Annotated in this window: 16 protein-coding genes; 7 read left to right on the plus strand and 9 right to left on the minus strand. The window is 66.3% G+C overall.

Translation table 11 applies throughout. From position 1 onward, the window contains the following. Positions 1 to 7: 7 nt before the first annotated feature. On the minus strand, positions 8 to 325 hold the full coding sequence (locus tag F1654_RS04230) for a DUF6460 domain-containing protein (protein ID WP_150022229.1): 318 nt from the start codon (positions 323 to 325) through the stop codon (positions 8 to 10). 83 nt (positions 326 to 408) lie between these two features. Then, positions 409 to 1,581 carry a mechanosensitive ion channel family protein gene (locus tag F1654_RS04240; RefSeq protein ID WP_233205121.1) on the minus strand — a complete coding sequence of 391 codons (1,173 nt, stop codon included), beginning with the start codon at positions 1,579 to 1,581 and terminating at the stop codon, positions 409 to 411. A gap of 234 nt (positions 1,582 to 1,815) precedes the next feature. Here F1654_RS04240 and F1654_RS04245 point away from each other — a divergent pair, with 234 nt between their 5' ends. Next, complete coding sequence (locus tag F1654_RS04245; protein ID WP_199200445.1) at positions 1,816 to 3,882, plus strand: putative bifunctional diguanylate cyclase/phosphodiesterase; 2,067 nt, start codon at positions 1,816 to 1,818, stop codon at positions 3,880 to 3,882. On the opposite strand, the gene F1654_RS04250 is transcribed toward F1654_RS04245, so the two are convergent. From F1654_RS04250 to F1654_RS04260, 3 genes are all read right to left on the minus strand, one after another. After that, the gene (locus F1654_RS04250; RefSeq protein ID WP_150022558.1) at positions 3,879 to 5,369 is read right to left on the minus strand and encodes an AMP nucleosidase; all 1,491 of its coding nucleotides are present in this window, start codon (positions 5,367 to 5,369) and stop codon (positions 3,879 to 3,881) included. The two genes, F1654_RS04245 and F1654_RS04250, sit on opposite strands and share 4 nt — an antisense overlap. 10 nt (positions 5,370 to 5,379) lie before the next feature. After that, positions 5,380 to 5,592 carry an AMP nucleosidase gene (locus F1654_RS04255; protein ID WP_150022232.1) on the minus strand — a complete coding sequence of 71 codons (213 nt, stop codon included), beginning with the start codon at positions 5,590 to 5,592 and terminating at the stop codon, positions 5,380 to 5,382. Between the two features lie 82 nt (positions 5,593 to 5,674). Then, positions 5,675 to 6,619 carry a Gfo/Idh/MocA family protein gene (locus F1654_RS04260; RefSeq protein WP_150022233.1) on the minus strand — a complete coding sequence of 315 codons (945 nt, stop codon included), beginning with the start codon at positions 6,617 to 6,619 and terminating at the stop codon, positions 5,675 to 5,677. 116 nt (positions 6,620 to 6,735) lie between these two features. On the opposite strand from F1654_RS04260, the gene F1654_RS04265 reads away from it, so the two are divergent. Both F1654_RS04265 and F1654_RS04270 read left to right on the plus strand, forming a co-directional pair. After that, entirely contained in the window at positions 6,736 to 7,737 is a 1,002-nt protein-coding gene (locus tag F1654_RS04265) for an NADP-dependent oxidoreductase (protein ID WP_150022234.1), read from the plus strand. Next, entirely contained in the window at positions 7,734 to 8,156 is a 423-nt protein-coding gene (locus F1654_RS04270) for a PaaI family thioesterase (protein ID WP_150022235.1), read from the plus strand. The genes F1654_RS04265 and F1654_RS04270 overlap by 4 nt, the downstream gene beginning before the upstream one ends. Here the strand turns inward: F1654_RS04270 and F1654_RS04275 are convergent. Next, a complete protein-coding gene (locus F1654_RS04275) occupies positions 8,144 to 8,335 on the minus strand; it encodes a hypothetical protein (RefSeq protein ID WP_150022236.1) in 192 nt (63 codons plus the stop codon). The genes F1654_RS04270 and F1654_RS04275 overlap by 13 nt on opposite strands. 211 nt (positions 8,336 to 8,546) lie before the next feature. Between F1654_RS04275 and F1654_RS04280 the strand changes: the two genes are divergently transcribed. After that, entirely contained in the window at positions 8,547 to 8,813 is a 267-nt protein-coding gene (locus F1654_RS04280; protein WP_150022237.1) for an HU family DNA-binding protein, read from the plus strand. Between the two features lie 134 nt (positions 8,814 to 8,947). Here F1654_RS04280 and F1654_RS04285 read toward each other — a convergent pair whose 3' ends face one another. The 3 genes from F1654_RS04285 to F1654_RS04295 all read right to left on the minus strand — a co-directional run bounded on the left by F1654_RS04285 (position 8,948) and on the right by F1654_RS04295 (position 11,486). Continuing rightward, positions 8,948 to 9,439 (minus strand): DUF2059 domain-containing protein, encoded by a 492-nt coding sequence (locus F1654_RS04285; RefSeq protein ID WP_199200446.1) that lies wholly within the window; start codon positions 9,437 to 9,439, stop codon positions 8,948 to 8,950. Positions 9,440 to 9,513: 74 nt separating this feature from the next. Next, positions 9,514 to 10,881 (minus strand): class II 3-deoxy-7-phosphoheptulonate synthase, encoded by a 1,368-nt coding sequence (locus tag F1654_RS04290; protein ID WP_150022239.1) that lies wholly within the window; start codon positions 10,879 to 10,881, stop codon positions 9,514 to 9,516. A 143-nt stretch (positions 10,882 to 11,024) separates the two neighbouring features. After that, a complete protein-coding gene (locus F1654_RS04295; RefSeq protein WP_150022240.1) occupies positions 11,025 to 11,486 on the minus strand; it encodes an Lrp/AsnC family transcriptional regulator in 462 nt (153 codons plus the stop codon). Between the two features lie 200 nt (positions 11,487 to 11,686). On the opposite strand from F1654_RS04295, the gene ald reads away from it, so the two are divergent. The 3 genes from ald to F1654_RS04310 all read left to right on the plus strand — a co-directional run bounded on the left by ald (position 11,687) and on the right by F1654_RS04310 (position 14,976). Further along, complete coding sequence (ald, locus tag F1654_RS04300) at positions 11,687 to 12,805, plus strand: alanine dehydrogenase (RefSeq protein WP_150022241.1); 1,119 nt, start codon at positions 11,687 to 11,689, stop codon at positions 12,803 to 12,805. Between the two features lie 283 nt (positions 12,806 to 13,088). Then, positions 13,089 to 13,919, plus strand: a complete 831-nt coding sequence (locus tag F1654_RS04305) for a sulfurtransferase (protein WP_150022242.1) — start codon at positions 13,089 to 13,091, stop codon at positions 13,917 to 13,919. Positions 13,920 to 14,010: 91 nt separating this feature from the next. Beyond that, positions 14,011 to 14,976 carry an NAD(P)H-dependent flavin oxidoreductase gene (locus F1654_RS04310; RefSeq protein ID WP_150022243.1) on the plus strand — a complete coding sequence of 322 codons (966 nt, stop codon included), beginning with the start codon at positions 14,011 to 14,013 and terminating at the stop codon, positions 14,974 to 14,976. The last annotated feature ends 64 nt before the right edge of the window (positions 14,977 to 15,040 follow it).

A 15,040-nucleotide genomic window follows, 5' to 3' on the forward strand; every position in this document is an offset into this window, starting at 1 on the left:
CGGCTGATCAGCGGCGCGAGGCCGCCGTGATGACCCGCACCACAATCCAGATCGGCACCACGATCACAGCGCCCAGCAGAAGATACTGCACCGCCCAGCGCAGCGTGCTGCCAATGGACTCGAAGAAGGCGCTCCAGGCCCGCGCCACGGCGCCGAAGAAGTCCACCCACAGCTCGGCCGGGTCGATCCGGAACGCCGCCAGCACCAGGCCGACCACCACGCACAGCACGACCAGCAGCACGATATCGCTGGGCTTGAAGGCCACCAGGCGCTGCAAAAAAGTGCGCCGGGCGGGCGGGGGAAGCGTGTCCGGGGTCTGGCTCATGATCGGCTCTCCTGTCCTTGAGCCCTATAAGCCATGAAACCCGAATGCGGCGCAATCGCGGCGCATCCGGGTTTCGCCTGGCGTCAGGATGTCGAGCGCGGCTTGCGCGGCCGGCGGGACGGCGCAGACGCCGGCTTGTCCGCAGCCTTTTTCGCGGCAGGCTTGCGCGCAGCCGGTTTCGCCGATGTCTTGGCGGCGGGCTTGGCCGCAGCCTTCGAGGCTGCGCCCGTCTTGGCCGCAGAGGCCGCGCGCGGCTTGCGCGTGGTCTTGCGCGCAGACGGCTCGGGGGCCGGCTCGGGCGCCGGCTCGGGCAGCGCCTCGGCGGGCGCCACATAGGTCAGCTTCGCTGCATGCTCGGCGGCGCTGGCGGCGGCTTTCATGATGGCGGGGCTGCGGGCGCCGGACGGCTTGCCTGGCGCGCCGCCATCCTTCTGGACCATGACGCGGTGCGGGAAGGGAATGGAGATGCCCGCCGCGTCAAACGCCAGCTTGATGCGCCGGTTCACGTCCCAGAACACCGGCCAGAAATCGGGCGCATTCACCCAGCCGCGCGCGAAGAAATCGATGGAGGAATCACCGAACTTGCCCACTTCGACGAACACCGCCGGATCCTTGTGTACCCGCTCGTCGGCTTCCAGCACATGGCGGATCACCTCGCGCGCCAGCTCCAGATCGGTGTCGTAATCCACCGAGAAGGTGAAATCGACGCGCCGGGTCTGATAGCCGGAAAAATTGGTGATCACATTGCCCCAGGCCCGGCCATTGGGAACGATGATCTGCTTGTTATCGGGCGTGTTGAGCTCGGTCAGGAACAGATTGATGTCCTTGACCGTGCCCATGGTGCCGGAAATGTCGACGAAATCGCCGATCTTGTAGGGGCGGAAGAACACGATCATCACGCCCGAGGCCACGTTGGACAGCGTGCCCTGAAGGGCCAGGCCCACCGCCAGCGTCATGGCGCCCAGTGCGGCCACAAGCGAAGTGGTCTCGACCCCGAAGCGCGTCAGAACGGCGATGATGACCACCGCGATGATGACGTATTTGACCACTGAGGCGAAGAACAGCGCCAGCGTGGTGTCGATGCGCGGATGCGCGATCGCCCAGGTGCGCACGCGCTTGGAAATGAAGCCCGCAACATAAAGGCCGGCGACGAGAATAAGAGCGGCCAGGGCCACGTTGGAAAGCACCGCAAGGCCAATACTGGCCATCATGTCGGTGAGCTGTTCGATATCGATATTCATGCCCGTGGCGTCCATGTGTGCGTCCTCTTCGCGGCAGGCTGCATTCAGGGCGCGGCTTGTAACAGGCAAGGCCGGTGATGCGAAGCGTGTTTTGACTTCCGGATGCACGCTGTCCGGACCCGGCCGCAAGCCGGGGCGCCCGGCGCGCCGTGCGCTCAATGCCAAACTCATACAGCACAAGGAAAATTAACCCGCTTGCGCTATCAAGCGCCAAAGCCCGGCAACAGGGCGCCTGGTGGGTGGATATCCATGCGCGTTTTTTCATGCCTCTTCACAGAGCATAATCTGTGGTTTGTGCTTCTGGCCGCCGTCATGTGCGTGCTGGGCGCCACGATCACCATCAGGCTTTACCGGCTGGTCAGCGGCGCCCGGGGCGCGGCCCGGCTGGGCTGGGCCTTCCTGGCCGCGGTGTGCGCAGGCGCAGCGGTATGGACCACCCATTTCATCGCCATGCTGGGCTATGAGCCCGGCGTGCCGGTGCAGCTCGACCCCGGGCTGACCATTGCCTCGGGCCTGATCGCCATCTTCGGCAGCGGCCTGGCCTTCCTGATCGCCGGCAGCTTCTCCGGCCGTGTCTTTCACGCACTGGGCGGTGCGGTGTTCGGCCTGACGGTGGCCGCCATGCATTTCACAGGCATGTTCGCCTACCGCGTGGACGGAATCGTCAGCTGGGACATGGCCTATATCGCCGCCGCCATCGCCCTGTCCGCCGGTTTTGGCGCCGCTGCGCTCTATGTGGCGCCCAACTGGAAGGGCGGCTGGCGCTGCATGATCCCGTCGCTGTTGATGGTGGCGGGCATTGTCTCGCTGCACTTCACCGGCATGGCCGCCTTCATTGTGACGCCGCTGGAGGGCGTCGAGACCGGGGCGGACAGCCCGGCTTTCACCGCCATGGCCATCGCCGTGGCGATCGCGGGCTTTCTCATTCTGGGCACGGGCGTGGCCACCTATTTCATCGAACAGCGCATGCGCGAGGCGTCCGAGGACAAGCTGCGCCACATGGCCCTGCACGATCCCCTGACCGGCCTGCCCAACCGCACCAGCTTCAATGCCCGCCTGGACGCCCGCCTGGACGGGCCGCTGGCCCATGAAACGGCGATCATCGCCATCGATCTCAACCGCTTCAAGGAAATCAATGACAGCTGGGGCCATGCGGCGGGCGACCAGGTGCTGACAGTTCTGGCCGAGCGCCTGCGCAAGTTCGACGGCGCGCGCCATTTCGCCGCCCGGCTGGGCGGGGACGAGTTCTGCATGATCCTCAAGACCGCCGACGTTCAAGAGCTCGAGACTCTGGTTCAGGCGCTGGAGAACGAGTTCAACCGGCCTGTCCAGTGCGGTGATCTGGAGGCGGCGGCGGGCGCCAGCATCGGCGTGGCCATCTTCCCGCGCGACGGCGACACCCGCGATGCGCTGGCGCGAAACGCCGATCTGGCCATGTACAAGGCCAAGGCCGATCCGCTGACCAATATCTGCTTCTACGATCCGGCGCTGGGCGAAGCCGTGCGCGAAAGCCGCGCGCTGGCCAGCGATCTGCGTCAGGCCATCGAGTCAGATCAGCTGACCTTGCACTACCAGGTGCAGACCTCCATCGGGTCCGGGGAGATACGCGGCTATGAGGCGCTGTTGCGCTGGACCCATCCTGAACGGGGCAATATCCCCCCCTCCCGGTTCATCCCGCTGGCCGAGGCCAATGGCCTGATCCTGCAACTGGGCGACTGGGTGCTGCGCCGCGCCTGTCTGGATGCGGCCGCCTGGCCGAGCCACCTGAAGGTCGCGGTCAATCTGTCAGCCATCCAGCTGACCCATATCGCCCTGCCCCAGCAGATCCATCAGGTGCTCATCGAGACCGGGCTGCCGCCTGCGCGCCTGGAGATCGAACTGACCGAGACCGCGCTGATCAAGGACAAGGCCCAGTCGCTCCATATCATGCGCCAGATCAAGGCGCTGGGCGTATCCATCGCGCTGGATGATTTCGGCACGGGCTATTCCTCGCTGGACACGCTGCGCACCTTCCCGTTCGACAAGATCAAGCTGGACAAGTCCTTCACCGACGAGCTGAAAACCGACCCGCGCTCGCTGGCGGTGGTGCGCGCCGTGCTGACGCTGGCCCGGAGCCTGGGCATTCCGGTGCTGGCCGAAGGCATCGAGACGGTTGAACAGCTCGAGCTGCTGCGCATCGAGCATTGCGATGAAGGCCAGGGCTATCTGCTGGGCCGGCCTGCGCCCAAAGACGTGGTCAGCCAGCTGGGACAGCGCATCGAGGTCGGAGGCGCGCCGCAGCCGGCTCAAGCGCCGGCGCCGGCGAAACGCGCCTAGCGGAAGGGCGGCTCGTCGAAGCTTCTCAGCTTGCGCGAATGCAGGGCGGCCGAGCCCTCGCGCTTGAGAATCTCAATCGCCTCGATGCCTGCGGCCAGGTGCTCTGACACCGAGCGCTGGTAGAAGCGGTTGGCCGCCCCGGGCAGTTTCAGCTCGCCATGCAGCGGCTTGTCGGAGACGCACAAAAGCGTGCCGTAGGGCACGCGCAGGCGAAAGCCGTTGGCCGCAATGGTGGCGCTTTCCATGTCCACCGCGATGGAGCGCGACTGGTTGATGCGCCGCGCTTCCTGATAATAGCGCAGCTCCCAGTTCCGGTCGGCATAGGTCACCACCGTGCCGGTGCGCAGGCGGCGCTTGAGCGCCTCGCCCTTGTCGCCGCTGACCGACTCCACCGCCTTGTGCAGCGCCATCTGGATCTCGGCGATGGGCGGGATGGGAATCTCCACCGGCAGATCGCGGTCCAGCACGCTGTCATAGCGCAAGTATGCGTGGGCCAGCACGTAATCGCCCAGGCGCTGGGAATGACGCAGCCCCCCGCAATGGCCGACCATGAGCCAGCATTCGGGCCGCAGCACCGCCAGGTGATCGGTGATGTTCTTGGCGTTCGACGGCCCCACCCCGATATTGACCAGGGTGATGCCCCGCCCGTTCGGCGCCATCAGGTGATAGGCCGGCATCTGGAAGCGCTGCCAGTGCGCGCCCATGACCTGGCCCAGCGCGTCGGGGGTATCGGCGTCCACGCGCACCAGGCCCGCCGCCGACAGGGCGGTGTAGTCATTATCCTCCTGGAGCTGGCGCACGGCCCATTCCACGAAGGCGTCCACATAGCGGTGATAGTTGGTGAACAAGATGAAGTCCTGCACGTCCTCGAACGGCGTGCCGGTATAGTGGCGCAGGCGCTGCAGCGAATAATCGGTGCGCGCCGCATCAAACAGCAGAAGCGGGCGCGGACGGCCCGGCTTCGAGGGGCGCTCGCCATTGGGCAGGGCGTCGTCGATATTGGCCAGATCGGCATAGGGGAAATGACGCACCAGCTCGGCCGGGCTCACCTCGTCCAGATCGAGATCACTGCCGTCCAGCACATAGGAGAACGGAATCTCCTGGGTGGACAGCCCGGTCTCGATCACCACCGGATACTCGTCGGCCAGAAGCTGGATCTGTTCGGTCAGATAGCGCCGGAACAGCGCAGGATGGGTGATGGTGTTGGCGTAGACGCCCGCTTCGGAGAACTTGCCGAAGGCCCGGCTGACCGGCGGGACCGGCCCTTCGGGCTGATAGGTGATGCGCAGTTCGGGATAGGCGAAGGCGCCCCCGGCCCGGGCCGCCGCCGCGGGCGGGGTTCCGTCCTTGAGATAGGAGCGGAGCGCATCGCGCAGATGGTTGACCGAGGCGTCATACAGCGCGCACAGGCGGTCAACGGCGCAAGCCGCGTCCGGCGCCGCTTCAAAACTCGCCAGAACCGCGTCCGGCGCGACCGCCTTGGCCAGCGACAAGGGCTCAGTCCTCACGCTTGACGAAGGTCACGGTGAACAGCGGTTCGCCGTCGAAGGCCGGGCGGGTCTTGCCGTCCTCGTCGATGATCTCGAACACGGTGGGCTCGATGCGCCCTTCCATGCGGTAGCCGCGCTCGGCCATGTGACCGCGGTGGAACTCCAGCGCCGCAGCCGAGAAGGTCTTGGCGAGATAGGTGATGCGGTGGGGTTCGGCCATGGCGGTCTCCTTGAGGCGAAGGGGCGTTTAAAGCCAGTCCTACCCGCTTCGCGGGCGCTTACCAAGCCCTGGCGTGCGGCGTTCAGATGCGGCTGCGCGCCCCGGCGGCCTCATCGATGCGCAGGGCGGTCTCCAGCGCCAGCCAGCCCGCTTCGCCGTCCGCCGCAGGCCCGCCTGCACCGCTCCCGCGCACCGCATCCAGAAAGGCGGCCACATTGGCGCCCAGGCTGTCGCGCGCTTCGGGCGCATCGGCGAAATCAGGGTTCAGGGCCAGCCCGCCCTGGCTGTCGAAGGTCTTGGCGATGAAGTCCACGCGCACATGGGCGCCGCCCTGATAGCCGATCTCCATCACCCGGTCGCGCGCCTCGGCGACCCGGCTGGATTCCAGCTCCGCCACAAGGCCGCCAGGGAAGCTGAGGCGGCAGCGGATATGATCGGCGAGCCCGGCGCGGCCCGCGTCCATCTGCGCGTCCACCCGGTCCGGCGCCGAACCGGCCAGCGCCAGCACCAGGTCGATATCGTGGATCATCAGATCCAGCGTCACCGACACATCCAGATTGCGCGCGCTGGGCACGCCCATGCGCCGGGCGGAAAGGGTTTGCGCATGCGGCAGATCGCCGAACAGACCCATGGCGTTGAAGACAAAGCGTTCCTGATGGCCGACCCGCAGCACCAGGCCGCGCGCGCGGGCCAGATCCGCCAGAGCGCGCGCCTCCTCCAGCGTCGCGGCCAGCGGTTTTTCCACCAGCACCGCCCGGTCCGCCAGCAGCGCCCGGCGCACCGCGTCATGATGGAAGATGGCCGGGCTGGCGACCGTGATCACGTCGCACGACTCGATCAGCCCTTGCAGGCTGTCAAAGGCTTTGCCGCCATGGGCCTCGCTGACAGCGCCCGCCCGGTCGGAGACCGGATCGAACACGCCCTGGAAGCTGACGCCCGGCGCAGAGGCGTATTTGCCGGCGTGATATCCGCCGAACACGCCCGCGCCCACGACCCCGGCGCGCAAGGGAGAAGATGTCTGGTTCATAGCCCAGCGCACCTAGCCCAGCCCGGCCCCGCCTGCAACAGGCTTGCAGGGCGTGTGCTGGCGTCTAGGATCGCGCGTGATTCACATTCGCCCCGATCCGCCAGGAGACTGACCCCATGAAATCTCGCGAAATCCGCCTCGTGCGCCATTTCACCGGCCCGGTGAAGCCGGACTATTTCGAACTGGCTGAAGTGGAGCTGCCCGAACCCGGCGCGGGCGAGGTGCGGGTGCGCAACGCTTTCCTGTCAGTCGATCCCTATATGCGCGGGCGCATGATCGGGGTGAAAACCTATGTCGATCCGTTCCAGCCGGGTCAGCCCATGGACGGCGGCGCTGTCGGGCAGGTGGTGGACTCCAAGGCTGACGGCTTTGCGCCCGGCGACTGGGTGATGAGCATGCATGGCTGGCGCGAGGGCTACACCGCCCCGGCCGCCGGGCTGATGAAAATCGACGCCTCGCTCCTGCCCGCCCAGGCCTATCTGGGGATCGCCGGCATGCCCGGCCTGACCGCCTATGCGGGCCTCAAGCGCATGATCGGTCTCAAAGAGGGCGAGACGCTGTGGATGAGCGCAGGCGCGGGCGCGGTCGGCACGGCGGGCATCCAGTTCGCCAAGGCCATGGGCGCCCATGTCATCGCCACCGCCGGCGGGCCGGACAAGACCGCCTTCTGCCGCTCCATCGGCGCTGACGCTGTCGTCGACTACAAGGCCGAGAGCGATCTGGCCGGGGCGCTGCGCGCCGCGGCCAAGCCTTTTGGCGGGATCGACGCCTATTATGAGAATGTGGGCGGCGACCATCTCCAGGCGGCGCTGGACGTGATCAAGCCCTTCGGGCGTATCGCGGCATGCGGGATGATTGCGCGCTATAATGACGATACCCCGGCGCCCGGCCCGTCCAACCTGACCCAGATCGTGGCCAAGAAGCTGACCATTCGCGGCTTCATCGTCACCGATCATTTTGACATGCAAGGCGAGTTCATCGCCGATCTGTCGCGCTGGATAGGCGCCGGCCAGGTGCGCCTGCATGACACGGTCTATGAAGGAATAGAGCGCACGCCCGACGCCTTCATGGGCCTGTTCACCGGCGCCAATACCGGCAAGATGCTGGTCAAGCTGTGAGCGGAGCCATCCCGGCTGCAGACCTGAACCAGGCCGGCAAGGGCAAGCTGCCCGAGCTGATCGGCCTGGATGTGACGCTGTCTGAATACGGCCGCGCCGCAGGACGGCTGGCCGTGCGCGAGGCCTTGCTGGCGCCCAACGGGTATCTCCATGCCGCCAGCGTCATCGCGCTGGCCGACACGCTGGCGGGCTATGGCGCCATGTCCAGCCTGCCCGAGGGCGCCTACGCCTTCACCACAGTGGAGCTGAAATCGAATTTCCTGGGCACGGCGCGCGAGGGCGTGGTGCTGGGCGAGGCGGTGCTGGTCCATGGCGGGCGCACCACCCAGCTCTGGGACGCGACAGTCTGGCGCCAGGGCCAGGAACAACGCCCCATCGCCCTGTTCCGCTGCACCCAGATGATCCTCTATCCGCGCTGAAGCGCGCCCGCGCGCAATAACCGGCCCAGTGCGAACCCGCCCACGCATGCGCCCACCAGCGCGGCGAGCAGCGCATTGTCGAACATATGGACGAAGCCGGCATAGGCCAGGCACGCCGCCGCGACCGCGAATCCCGCCGCCGCCACCCTGTTCAGCCATGAGACATGTGTGCGTTTCATGTTTCCCAACCAGCAAGGAGCGGGCCGATTGACCATGTTTTGTTTACCATACGGACCAATTGCTGCGCCTGCACGCTGCCAAAATCAGCGGAATCGCCTGTATTGCCTTGCATTGGCGCGCCAGAATCGCGCTTGATGCCTTGCGTTCAACACCGGCGCGCCGTTGCGATTCCCGCTTCGGCGGCCCCATAACCGAAGGGGGGATCCCTCAATGAACAAATCCGAACTCGCCAAAGCCGTCTCTGACAAGGCCGGGATCACCCGCGCCCAGGCCGGCGACGCCATCGACGCCTTCATCGACGCCGTCGTGGGCGCCGCCAAGAGCAAGGACACCGTCCAGCTGGCCGGCTTCGGCACTTTCCACGCCAAGCACCGGGAAGCCCGCGAAGTGCGCAACCCGCGCACCGGCGAAAAGATCAAGGCGAAAGCCAAGACCTCTCTGGCCTTCCGTCCGGCTTCGGCCCTGAAGGATATCTAAGGCCTGAAGGACATCTAAGGGACGTGTTCAGGGCCAGGCGCGTATCGCCCAGGCCTGCTGACGACCCTTAAGACACAAGCGCCGCCGGATCACTCCGGCGGCGTTTTTGTTGTGCGGCGCGGATTTATTAGCGCTCAGCTCTCTTCCATGATCGCGGTGACCTGAGGCATTACATCCGCCATCGCTCTTTCTCCAAGACGCTCCCCGATCATCTGCCCCTCCTCCATGAGGCGGCTCTGACTTTCGATGAAACGCTGTCCCACCGGCGAGCGCATGAAATCGGCCAGCTCCGCCAGATCGCTCTGAGTGAAAAGGCGCTTATAGACCACAGCCGTCTCGTCCACGAGTTCCGGGGCCAGACCGAGCATGGCGCTTTCAATGAGGGCCATGGCCCGATCCGCCGCCTCGGGGCTGGCCGCGGGCCAGGCTTGCCCCAGACTGGGACGGATCATCGGGATGGTCTGGCGGATGCTGCTTGTAAACAATTGCTCCACGCCCGCCAGGATGACTACTTCGCGGGCCTGTTCGAGATGCGCGTCCGGTTCATGACCGAAGCCCTCATGCGCCAGCGACCCCGGCGCCAGCATCACAGCGCACGCGCAGGCCATACTCATGAATTTCAGCATGGGAAGTCCCCTCATGAACCTGTTGAGGTTCAATCATAAGGGCGGCGAGGATCGACAGATAGCCGGATTCTTCCCTACTCCGCCGCGCGGCGCATTCCTTCGGTCGGCTTGAGCGCCTCGGCGATCTGGAAAGCCATTTCGAGGGCCTGGTCGGCGTTCAGGCGCGGATCACAATGGGTGTGATAGCGGCTGGAGAGATCGGCCTCGGACAGATGTCCTGCGCCGCCCACGCACTCGGTCACGTCCTGGCCGGTCATCTCGAAATGCACCCCGCCCGGCTCGGCGCCTTCGGCGCGCACGATCTCGATAAAGCTGCGCAGCTCGCCCAGCACACGCTCGAAGGGGCGGGTCTTGTAGCCATTGGCCGCCTTGATGGTGTTGCCGTGCATGGGATCGCAGGCCCACACCACATTGCGGCCCTCCTCGCGCACCTTGCGCACCAGCGGCGGCAGGCCTTCGCCTACCTTGTCCGAGCCCATGCGCACATAGAGCACCAGGCGGCCCGCCTCGTCACGCGGATTGAGGATATCGATCAGACGGATCAGCTCATCGGGGTCCAGCGTGGGGCCGCATTTGAGGCCCACCGGGTTCTCGATGCCGCGCATGTATTCCACATGGGCGCCGTCCGGCTGGCGGGTGCGGTCGCCGATCCACATGAGGTGGGCGGACGTCGCATACCAGCGCCCGGTGGTGTGCTCCATCCGGGTCAGCGCCTCCTCGAATGGCAGGTGCAGGCCTTCATGGCTGGTGAAGAAGTCCACGCCCTCCAGAGAGGGCGCCGCGTCCGGCGTCACGCCGCAGGCGCGCATGAAGGCCAGCGCCTCGGTGATGCGCGCGGCATAGGCCGCATAGCGCTCGCCCGCCGGGCTGCCGTCCAGGAAATCCAGCGTCCACTGGTGCACATTGTGCAAATCGGCATAACCGCCGGACGCCAGCGCCCGCAGCAGATTGAGCGTCGCCGCCGCCTGGTCATAGGCGCGCAAGAGCCGCTCCGGATTGGGCACGCGCGCTTCGGACGTGAAGGCCATGTCATTGATGGAATCGCCGCGATAGCTGGGCAGCTCCACGCCGTCGATGACTTCAGTGTCGGCCGAGCGCGGCTTGGCGAATTGTCCGGCGATGCGTCCGACTTTCACCACCGGCTTGGCGCTGGCGAAGGTCATCACCACCGCCATCTGCAGCAGGACGCGGAAGGTGTCGCGCACGGTCTCGGCGGAAAACTCCTTGAAGCTTTCCGCGCAATCGCCGCCCTGCAGCAGGAAGGCCTGACCGGTCGCCACATTGGCCAGCTGGCGCTTGAGGCGCTTGACCTCGCCGGCGAACACCAGGGGCGGACGCCGGGCGAGCTCGGTCTCCACCCGCTTGATCCCGAGCGCGTCGGGATAATTGGGCAATTGCTTGACGGGCTTGGCTCTCCAGCTGTCAGGCGTCCAGGCGGTCATGGTCTCAGGCTTTCGTTCTGTTGTCCGGTCAATACGCGGATTATTCACAATGGCGCTCATGTTGCGGCGCGGCAAGGGCGCGCGCCGCTACGCCGCAGCCGGACGCGCGCGCCTGTGGCGCCTCAGCCGCAATGGCCCGGGCGCTATCCCAGCTTCAGGGCGGTGCGCACGAACACCTGGCGCATGGCGATATTGGAGATCAGGCGCGCCACGCCGGGCAAGCCTGACAGGCGCTCGCGGTGAACGCGCTCATAATCGCGCGCATCGCGCACCATCAGGCGCAACAGATAATCCTCGGCCCCGGTGGTGAGATAGCACTCCATGACCTCGTCCACCCCGGCCACGGCGCGCTCGAAGCGCTCCAGCGTCTCGCGCTTCTGGTTCTCCAGCGTGACCAGCACGATCACCGTCAGTCCCCGGCCCACCGCCTCGGCGTCGAGCAGCGCGGCATAGCCGGTGATGATCCCGCCCGCCTCCAGCGCCCTGACCCGCCGGTGACAGGCCGAGGCCGACAGGCCGGCCCGTTCGGCCAGCTCGGCATTGGAGATACGCCCCTCGCGCTGCAGGGCGTCCAGGATCACCGCATCAATCGCATCCAGCCGCATGAAGTCACCCTTGCAATCTTCCGCCGCGCCGAGCGATCCGGACGCGTCAACTCTGGCGCAATCATCGCACTTTCGTACCATTGCGCAAGATTATTCGATGATCATGCTTTGACTTGCGGGAAACAGCGCGCCGGATGTATTTTCCGCGCAATTTCACACCAAGGCGCGCCATCAGGTGCGCGCACCCGGGAGGCTTCCACATGCGCATTGGCGTTCCGTCCGAGATCAAGGTTCACGAATACCGCGTCGGCCTCACGCCCAACGGGGCGCGCGAGCTGGCCGCTCACGGCCATGAGGTGTTCGTCCAATCCGGCGCAGGCCTGGGCGCGGGCTTCACGGATGCGGAATACCAGGCGGCCGGCGCGCAGATGCTGCCCGACGCCAAATCCGTGTTCGAGACCGCCGAGCTGATCGTCAAGGTCAAGGAGCCCCAGCCCTCCGAAACCGCCATGCTGACGAAAGACCATGTGCTGTTCACCTATCTGCACCTGGCGCCGGACCCGGTGCAGGCCGAAGGGCTTCGCAAATCGGGCTGCATCGCCATCGCCTACGAGACCGTGACCGACGCCCGGGGGCGCCTGCCCCTCTTGCAGCCCATGTCGGAAGTCGCCGGGCGCATGAGCGTGCAGGTGGGCGCGCTGGCGTTGCAGAAATCCAATGGCGGGCGCGGCGTGCTGCTGGGCGGCGTGCCGGGCGTCACCCCGGCCAAGGTGGTGATCCTGGGCGCGGGCGTGTCGGGCAGCCATGCCGCCGAGATGGCGCTGGGCCTGCGCGCCGACGTAACGATCCTCGACCGCTCCATCCCCAAGCTGGCCGAGACCGACCAGTTCTTCCGCGGCGCGGTGAAGACGCGCTTTTCCACGCAAGGCGCCGTGGCCGAGGAAATCGCCGGCGCCGATCTGGTGATCGGCGCGGTGCTGGTGCCCGGCGCCGCCGCGCCCAAGCTGGTCACCCGCGCCATGCTCAAGACCATGAAGGAAGGCGCGGTGCTGGTCGATATCGCCATTGACCAGGGCGGGTGTTTCGAGACCTCGCGCGCCACCACCCACCAGGACCCCACCTATATCGTGGACGGCATCGTGCATTATTGCGTCGCCAACATGCCTGGCGCCGTGGCGCGCACCTCCACCCTGGCCCTGACCAACGCCACCTTGCCCTTCACCCTGGCGCTGGCCGACAAGGGCGCGGTCAAGGCGCTCAATGACGACATCCACCTGGCCCGCGGCCTCAACGTCGCCGGCGGCGAAATCGCCTATGAGCCGGTGGCCAAGGATCTGGGCGCGCGTTTCGTGAAGCCGGACTGGCTGACAGTGATTTAGGGGGCTTCGTCAGTTTCCCCTCCCCTCGGTGGGGAGGGTCTAACGCTGCACTCCACCTGCTTTCCCGGAATTTGCGCAGCAAATGTCCGGGACCCATCCCCGGAAATCTCCAACTGCCTTAGCGGCTGCAGATGTTTGGTGGATGGGTCCCGGATCGGCTGCGCCGTCCGGGAAGGCAGGGTTGGAAGAAATCTCTCCCCCTCCATGAGAAGCCCCACAAATCCCGCTAGCCGCGCACGCCGGTCCTGATAGGCTATCCCTCAATACAAGAGGGGAATCGCGGATGATCGAGCCGGTGTCCATCAGTGCGGTGCAGGCGCTGGCCGAGACCGATCCGGTGTTTGTGGACGCCACCTGGTTCATGCCCGGCGCCGGGCGCACGGGCGCCGAGGCCTATGCCGCGCGGCGCCTGCCTGGGGCGATCTTCTTCGACATTGATCAGGTGTGCGATCCCACCAGCCCCCTGCCCCATATGGCGCCGGGTTCGGCGGTGTTTGCGCGCTGGCTGGCCGCTAACGGCCTCAATGGTGATGGCCGGTTCATCGTTTATGACCAGAACGGCTATGCGGCGTCGGCGCGCGTCTGGTGGACGCTGCGCCGGTTCGGATGCGATGTGCGCATCCTGGATGGCGGGCTGGAAGCCTGGCGTAAATCGGGCGGTTCGCTGGAGACCGGCCATGTCCCGCCGCGCGCGAAGGCGCTGGAGCGCATGCCGCGCCTGATCCGCGATGACGCGGTGAGCTGGGCGGACGTGCTCCATCATGTGAACGCCAGGGACGCCCTGATCGTGGACGCGCGCTCGCCGGGGCGGTTCGCCGGAACCGAGCCGGAACCGCGCGCGGGCCTGGCTTCCGGGCGCATTCCCGGATCGGTCAATCTGCCCTTCCAGAGCGTGATCGGCGCGGACGGCAAGCTCCTGAAGGAGGATGCGCTTAAACGCGTCCTGCCCGATGTGAGCCGCGAGCGGCGGATCATCACCAGCTGCGGCTCAGGCGTGACGGCCGCCACCCTCTACGCCGCCTTCATCACCGGGGGCTTTCGCGATGTGCGCCTGTATGACGGCAGCTGGGCCGACTGGGGCGCGCGCGCCGATCTGCCGGTGGAGAGGGGCTGAGGGCCGGAGTGCGTCCAAGGGCTTTCCCTGCTCTCAAACCGCGCTAGCTTGGCGGCAAACACTGTTCACTCATTTTCCGGGGAGGCCCTGCATGGCGGGACTGGACATTCTCAAAGGAAAGCTCAGCGTGCCGGTGATCGGCGCGCCGCTCTTCATCATCTCCAACCCCAAGCTGGTCATCGCCCAGTGCAAGGCGGGGGTGGTGGGATCTTTCCCCGCCCTCAACGCCCGCCCGCAAAGCCAGCTCGACGAGTGGCTGGACGAGATCACGTCCGAGCTCGACAGCTATAACAAGGCCAATCCCGACAAGCCTGCGGCGCCGTTCGCGGTGAACCAGATCGTGCACCGGTCCAATGACCGGCTGGAGGCCGATCTCGCAACCTGCGCCAAGTACAAGGTGCCGCTGGTGATCACCTCGCTGGGCGCGCGCGAGGAGCTCAATCAGGCCGTCCACAGCTGGGGCGGCAAGACGCTGCACGACATCATCAATATCAAATTCGCCCACAAGGCGCTGGAAAAGGGCGCGGACGGGCTGATCCCGGTGTGCACCGGCGCGGGCGGGCATGCGGGCGTGATGTCGCCCTTCGCCCTGGTGAGCGAGATCCGCGAGTTCTTTGACGGACCCGTCGCCCTGTCAGGCTCCATCGCCACAGGCGCCGGCGTGCTGGCGGCCCAGGCCATGGGCGCCGACTACGCCTATATCGGCTCGGCCTTCATCGCCACGGAAGAAGCGCGCTGCGGCGAGGACTACAAGCAGGGCATTGTGGACGGGACGGCCGACGACATCGTCTACACAAACCTCTTCACCGGCATTCACGGCAATTATCTGCGCCGCTCCATCGAACAGGCCGGACTGGACCCCGACAAGCTGCCCGAAAGCGATCCGTCGGCGATGAATTTCGGCTCGGGCGGCAATAGCGCGGCCAAGGCGTGGAAGGATATCTGGGGCTCGGGCCAGGGCATTGGCGCGGTCAAGGCGATCCAGAGCGCCGGCGGGTATGTGAGCCAGCTTCAGGCCGAATACGAGGCGGCCAAGGCCCGGCTGATGAGCCTCTAAGGCTGGCCGACACCTGACAAGACAAAGCCCCGGCGCATCAGCGCCGGGGCTTTTTCATGCGCGG

Origin of the sequence: Alkalicaulis satelles, assembly GCF_008630495.1 — a bacterium.
Classification (GTDB): domain Bacteria; phylum Pseudomonadota; class Alphaproteobacteria; order Caulobacterales; family Maricaulaceae; genus Oceanicaulis; species Oceanicaulis satelles.

Coding starts and splice junctions, on each gene's coding strand:
- F1654_RS04230 (WP_150022229.1), bottom strand. CDS start 325: ATGAGCCAGACCCCGGACACGCTTCCCCCGCCCGCCCGGCGCACTTTT.
- F1654_RS04240 (WP_233205121.1), bottom strand. CDS start 1,581: ATGGACGCCACGGGCATGAATATCGATATCGAACAGCTCACCGACATG.
- F1654_RS04245 (WP_199200445.1), top strand. CDS start 1,816: ATGCGCGTTTTTTCATGCCTCTTCACAGAGCATAATCTGTGGTTTGTG.
- F1654_RS04255 (WP_150022232.1), bottom strand. CDS start 5,592: ATGGCCGAACCCCACCGCATCACCTATCTCGCCAAGACCTTCTCGGCT.
- F1654_RS04260 (WP_150022233.1), bottom strand. CDS start 6,619: ATGAACCAGACATCTTCTCCCTTGCGCGCCGGGGTCGTGGGCGCGGGC.
- F1654_RS04265 (WP_150022234.1), top strand. CDS start 6,736: ATGAAATCTCGCGAAATCCGCCTCGTGCGCCATTTCACCGGCCCGGTG.
- F1654_RS04275 (WP_150022236.1), bottom strand. CDS start 8,335: ATGAAACGCACACATGTCTCATGGCTGAACAGGGTGGCGGCGGCGGGA.
- F1654_RS04280 (WP_150022237.1), top strand. CDS start 8,547: ATGAACAAATCCGAACTCGCCAAAGCCGTCTCTGACAAGGCCGGGATC.
- F1654_RS04285 (WP_199200446.1), bottom strand. CDS start 9,439: ATGCTGAAATTCATGAGTATGGCCTGCGCGTGCGCTGTGATGCTGGCG.
- F1654_RS04290 (WP_150022239.1), bottom strand. CDS start 10,881: ATGACCGCCTGGACGCCTGACAGCTGGAGAGCCAAGCCCGTCAAGCAA.
- F1654_RS04295 (WP_150022240.1), bottom strand. CDS start 11,486: ATGCGGCTGGATGCGATTGATGCGGTGATCCTGGACGCCCTGCAGCGC.
- ald (WP_150022241.1), top strand. CDS start 11,687: ATGCGCATTGGCGTTCCGTCCGAGATCAAGGTTCACGAATACCGCGTC.
- F1654_RS04305 (WP_150022242.1), top strand. CDS start 13,089: ATGATCGAGCCGGTGTCCATCAGTGCGGTGCAGGCGCTGGCCGAGACC.
- F1654_RS04310 (WP_150022243.1), top strand. CDS start 14,011: ATGGCGGGACTGGACATTCTCAAAGGAAAGCTCAGCGTGCCGGTGATC.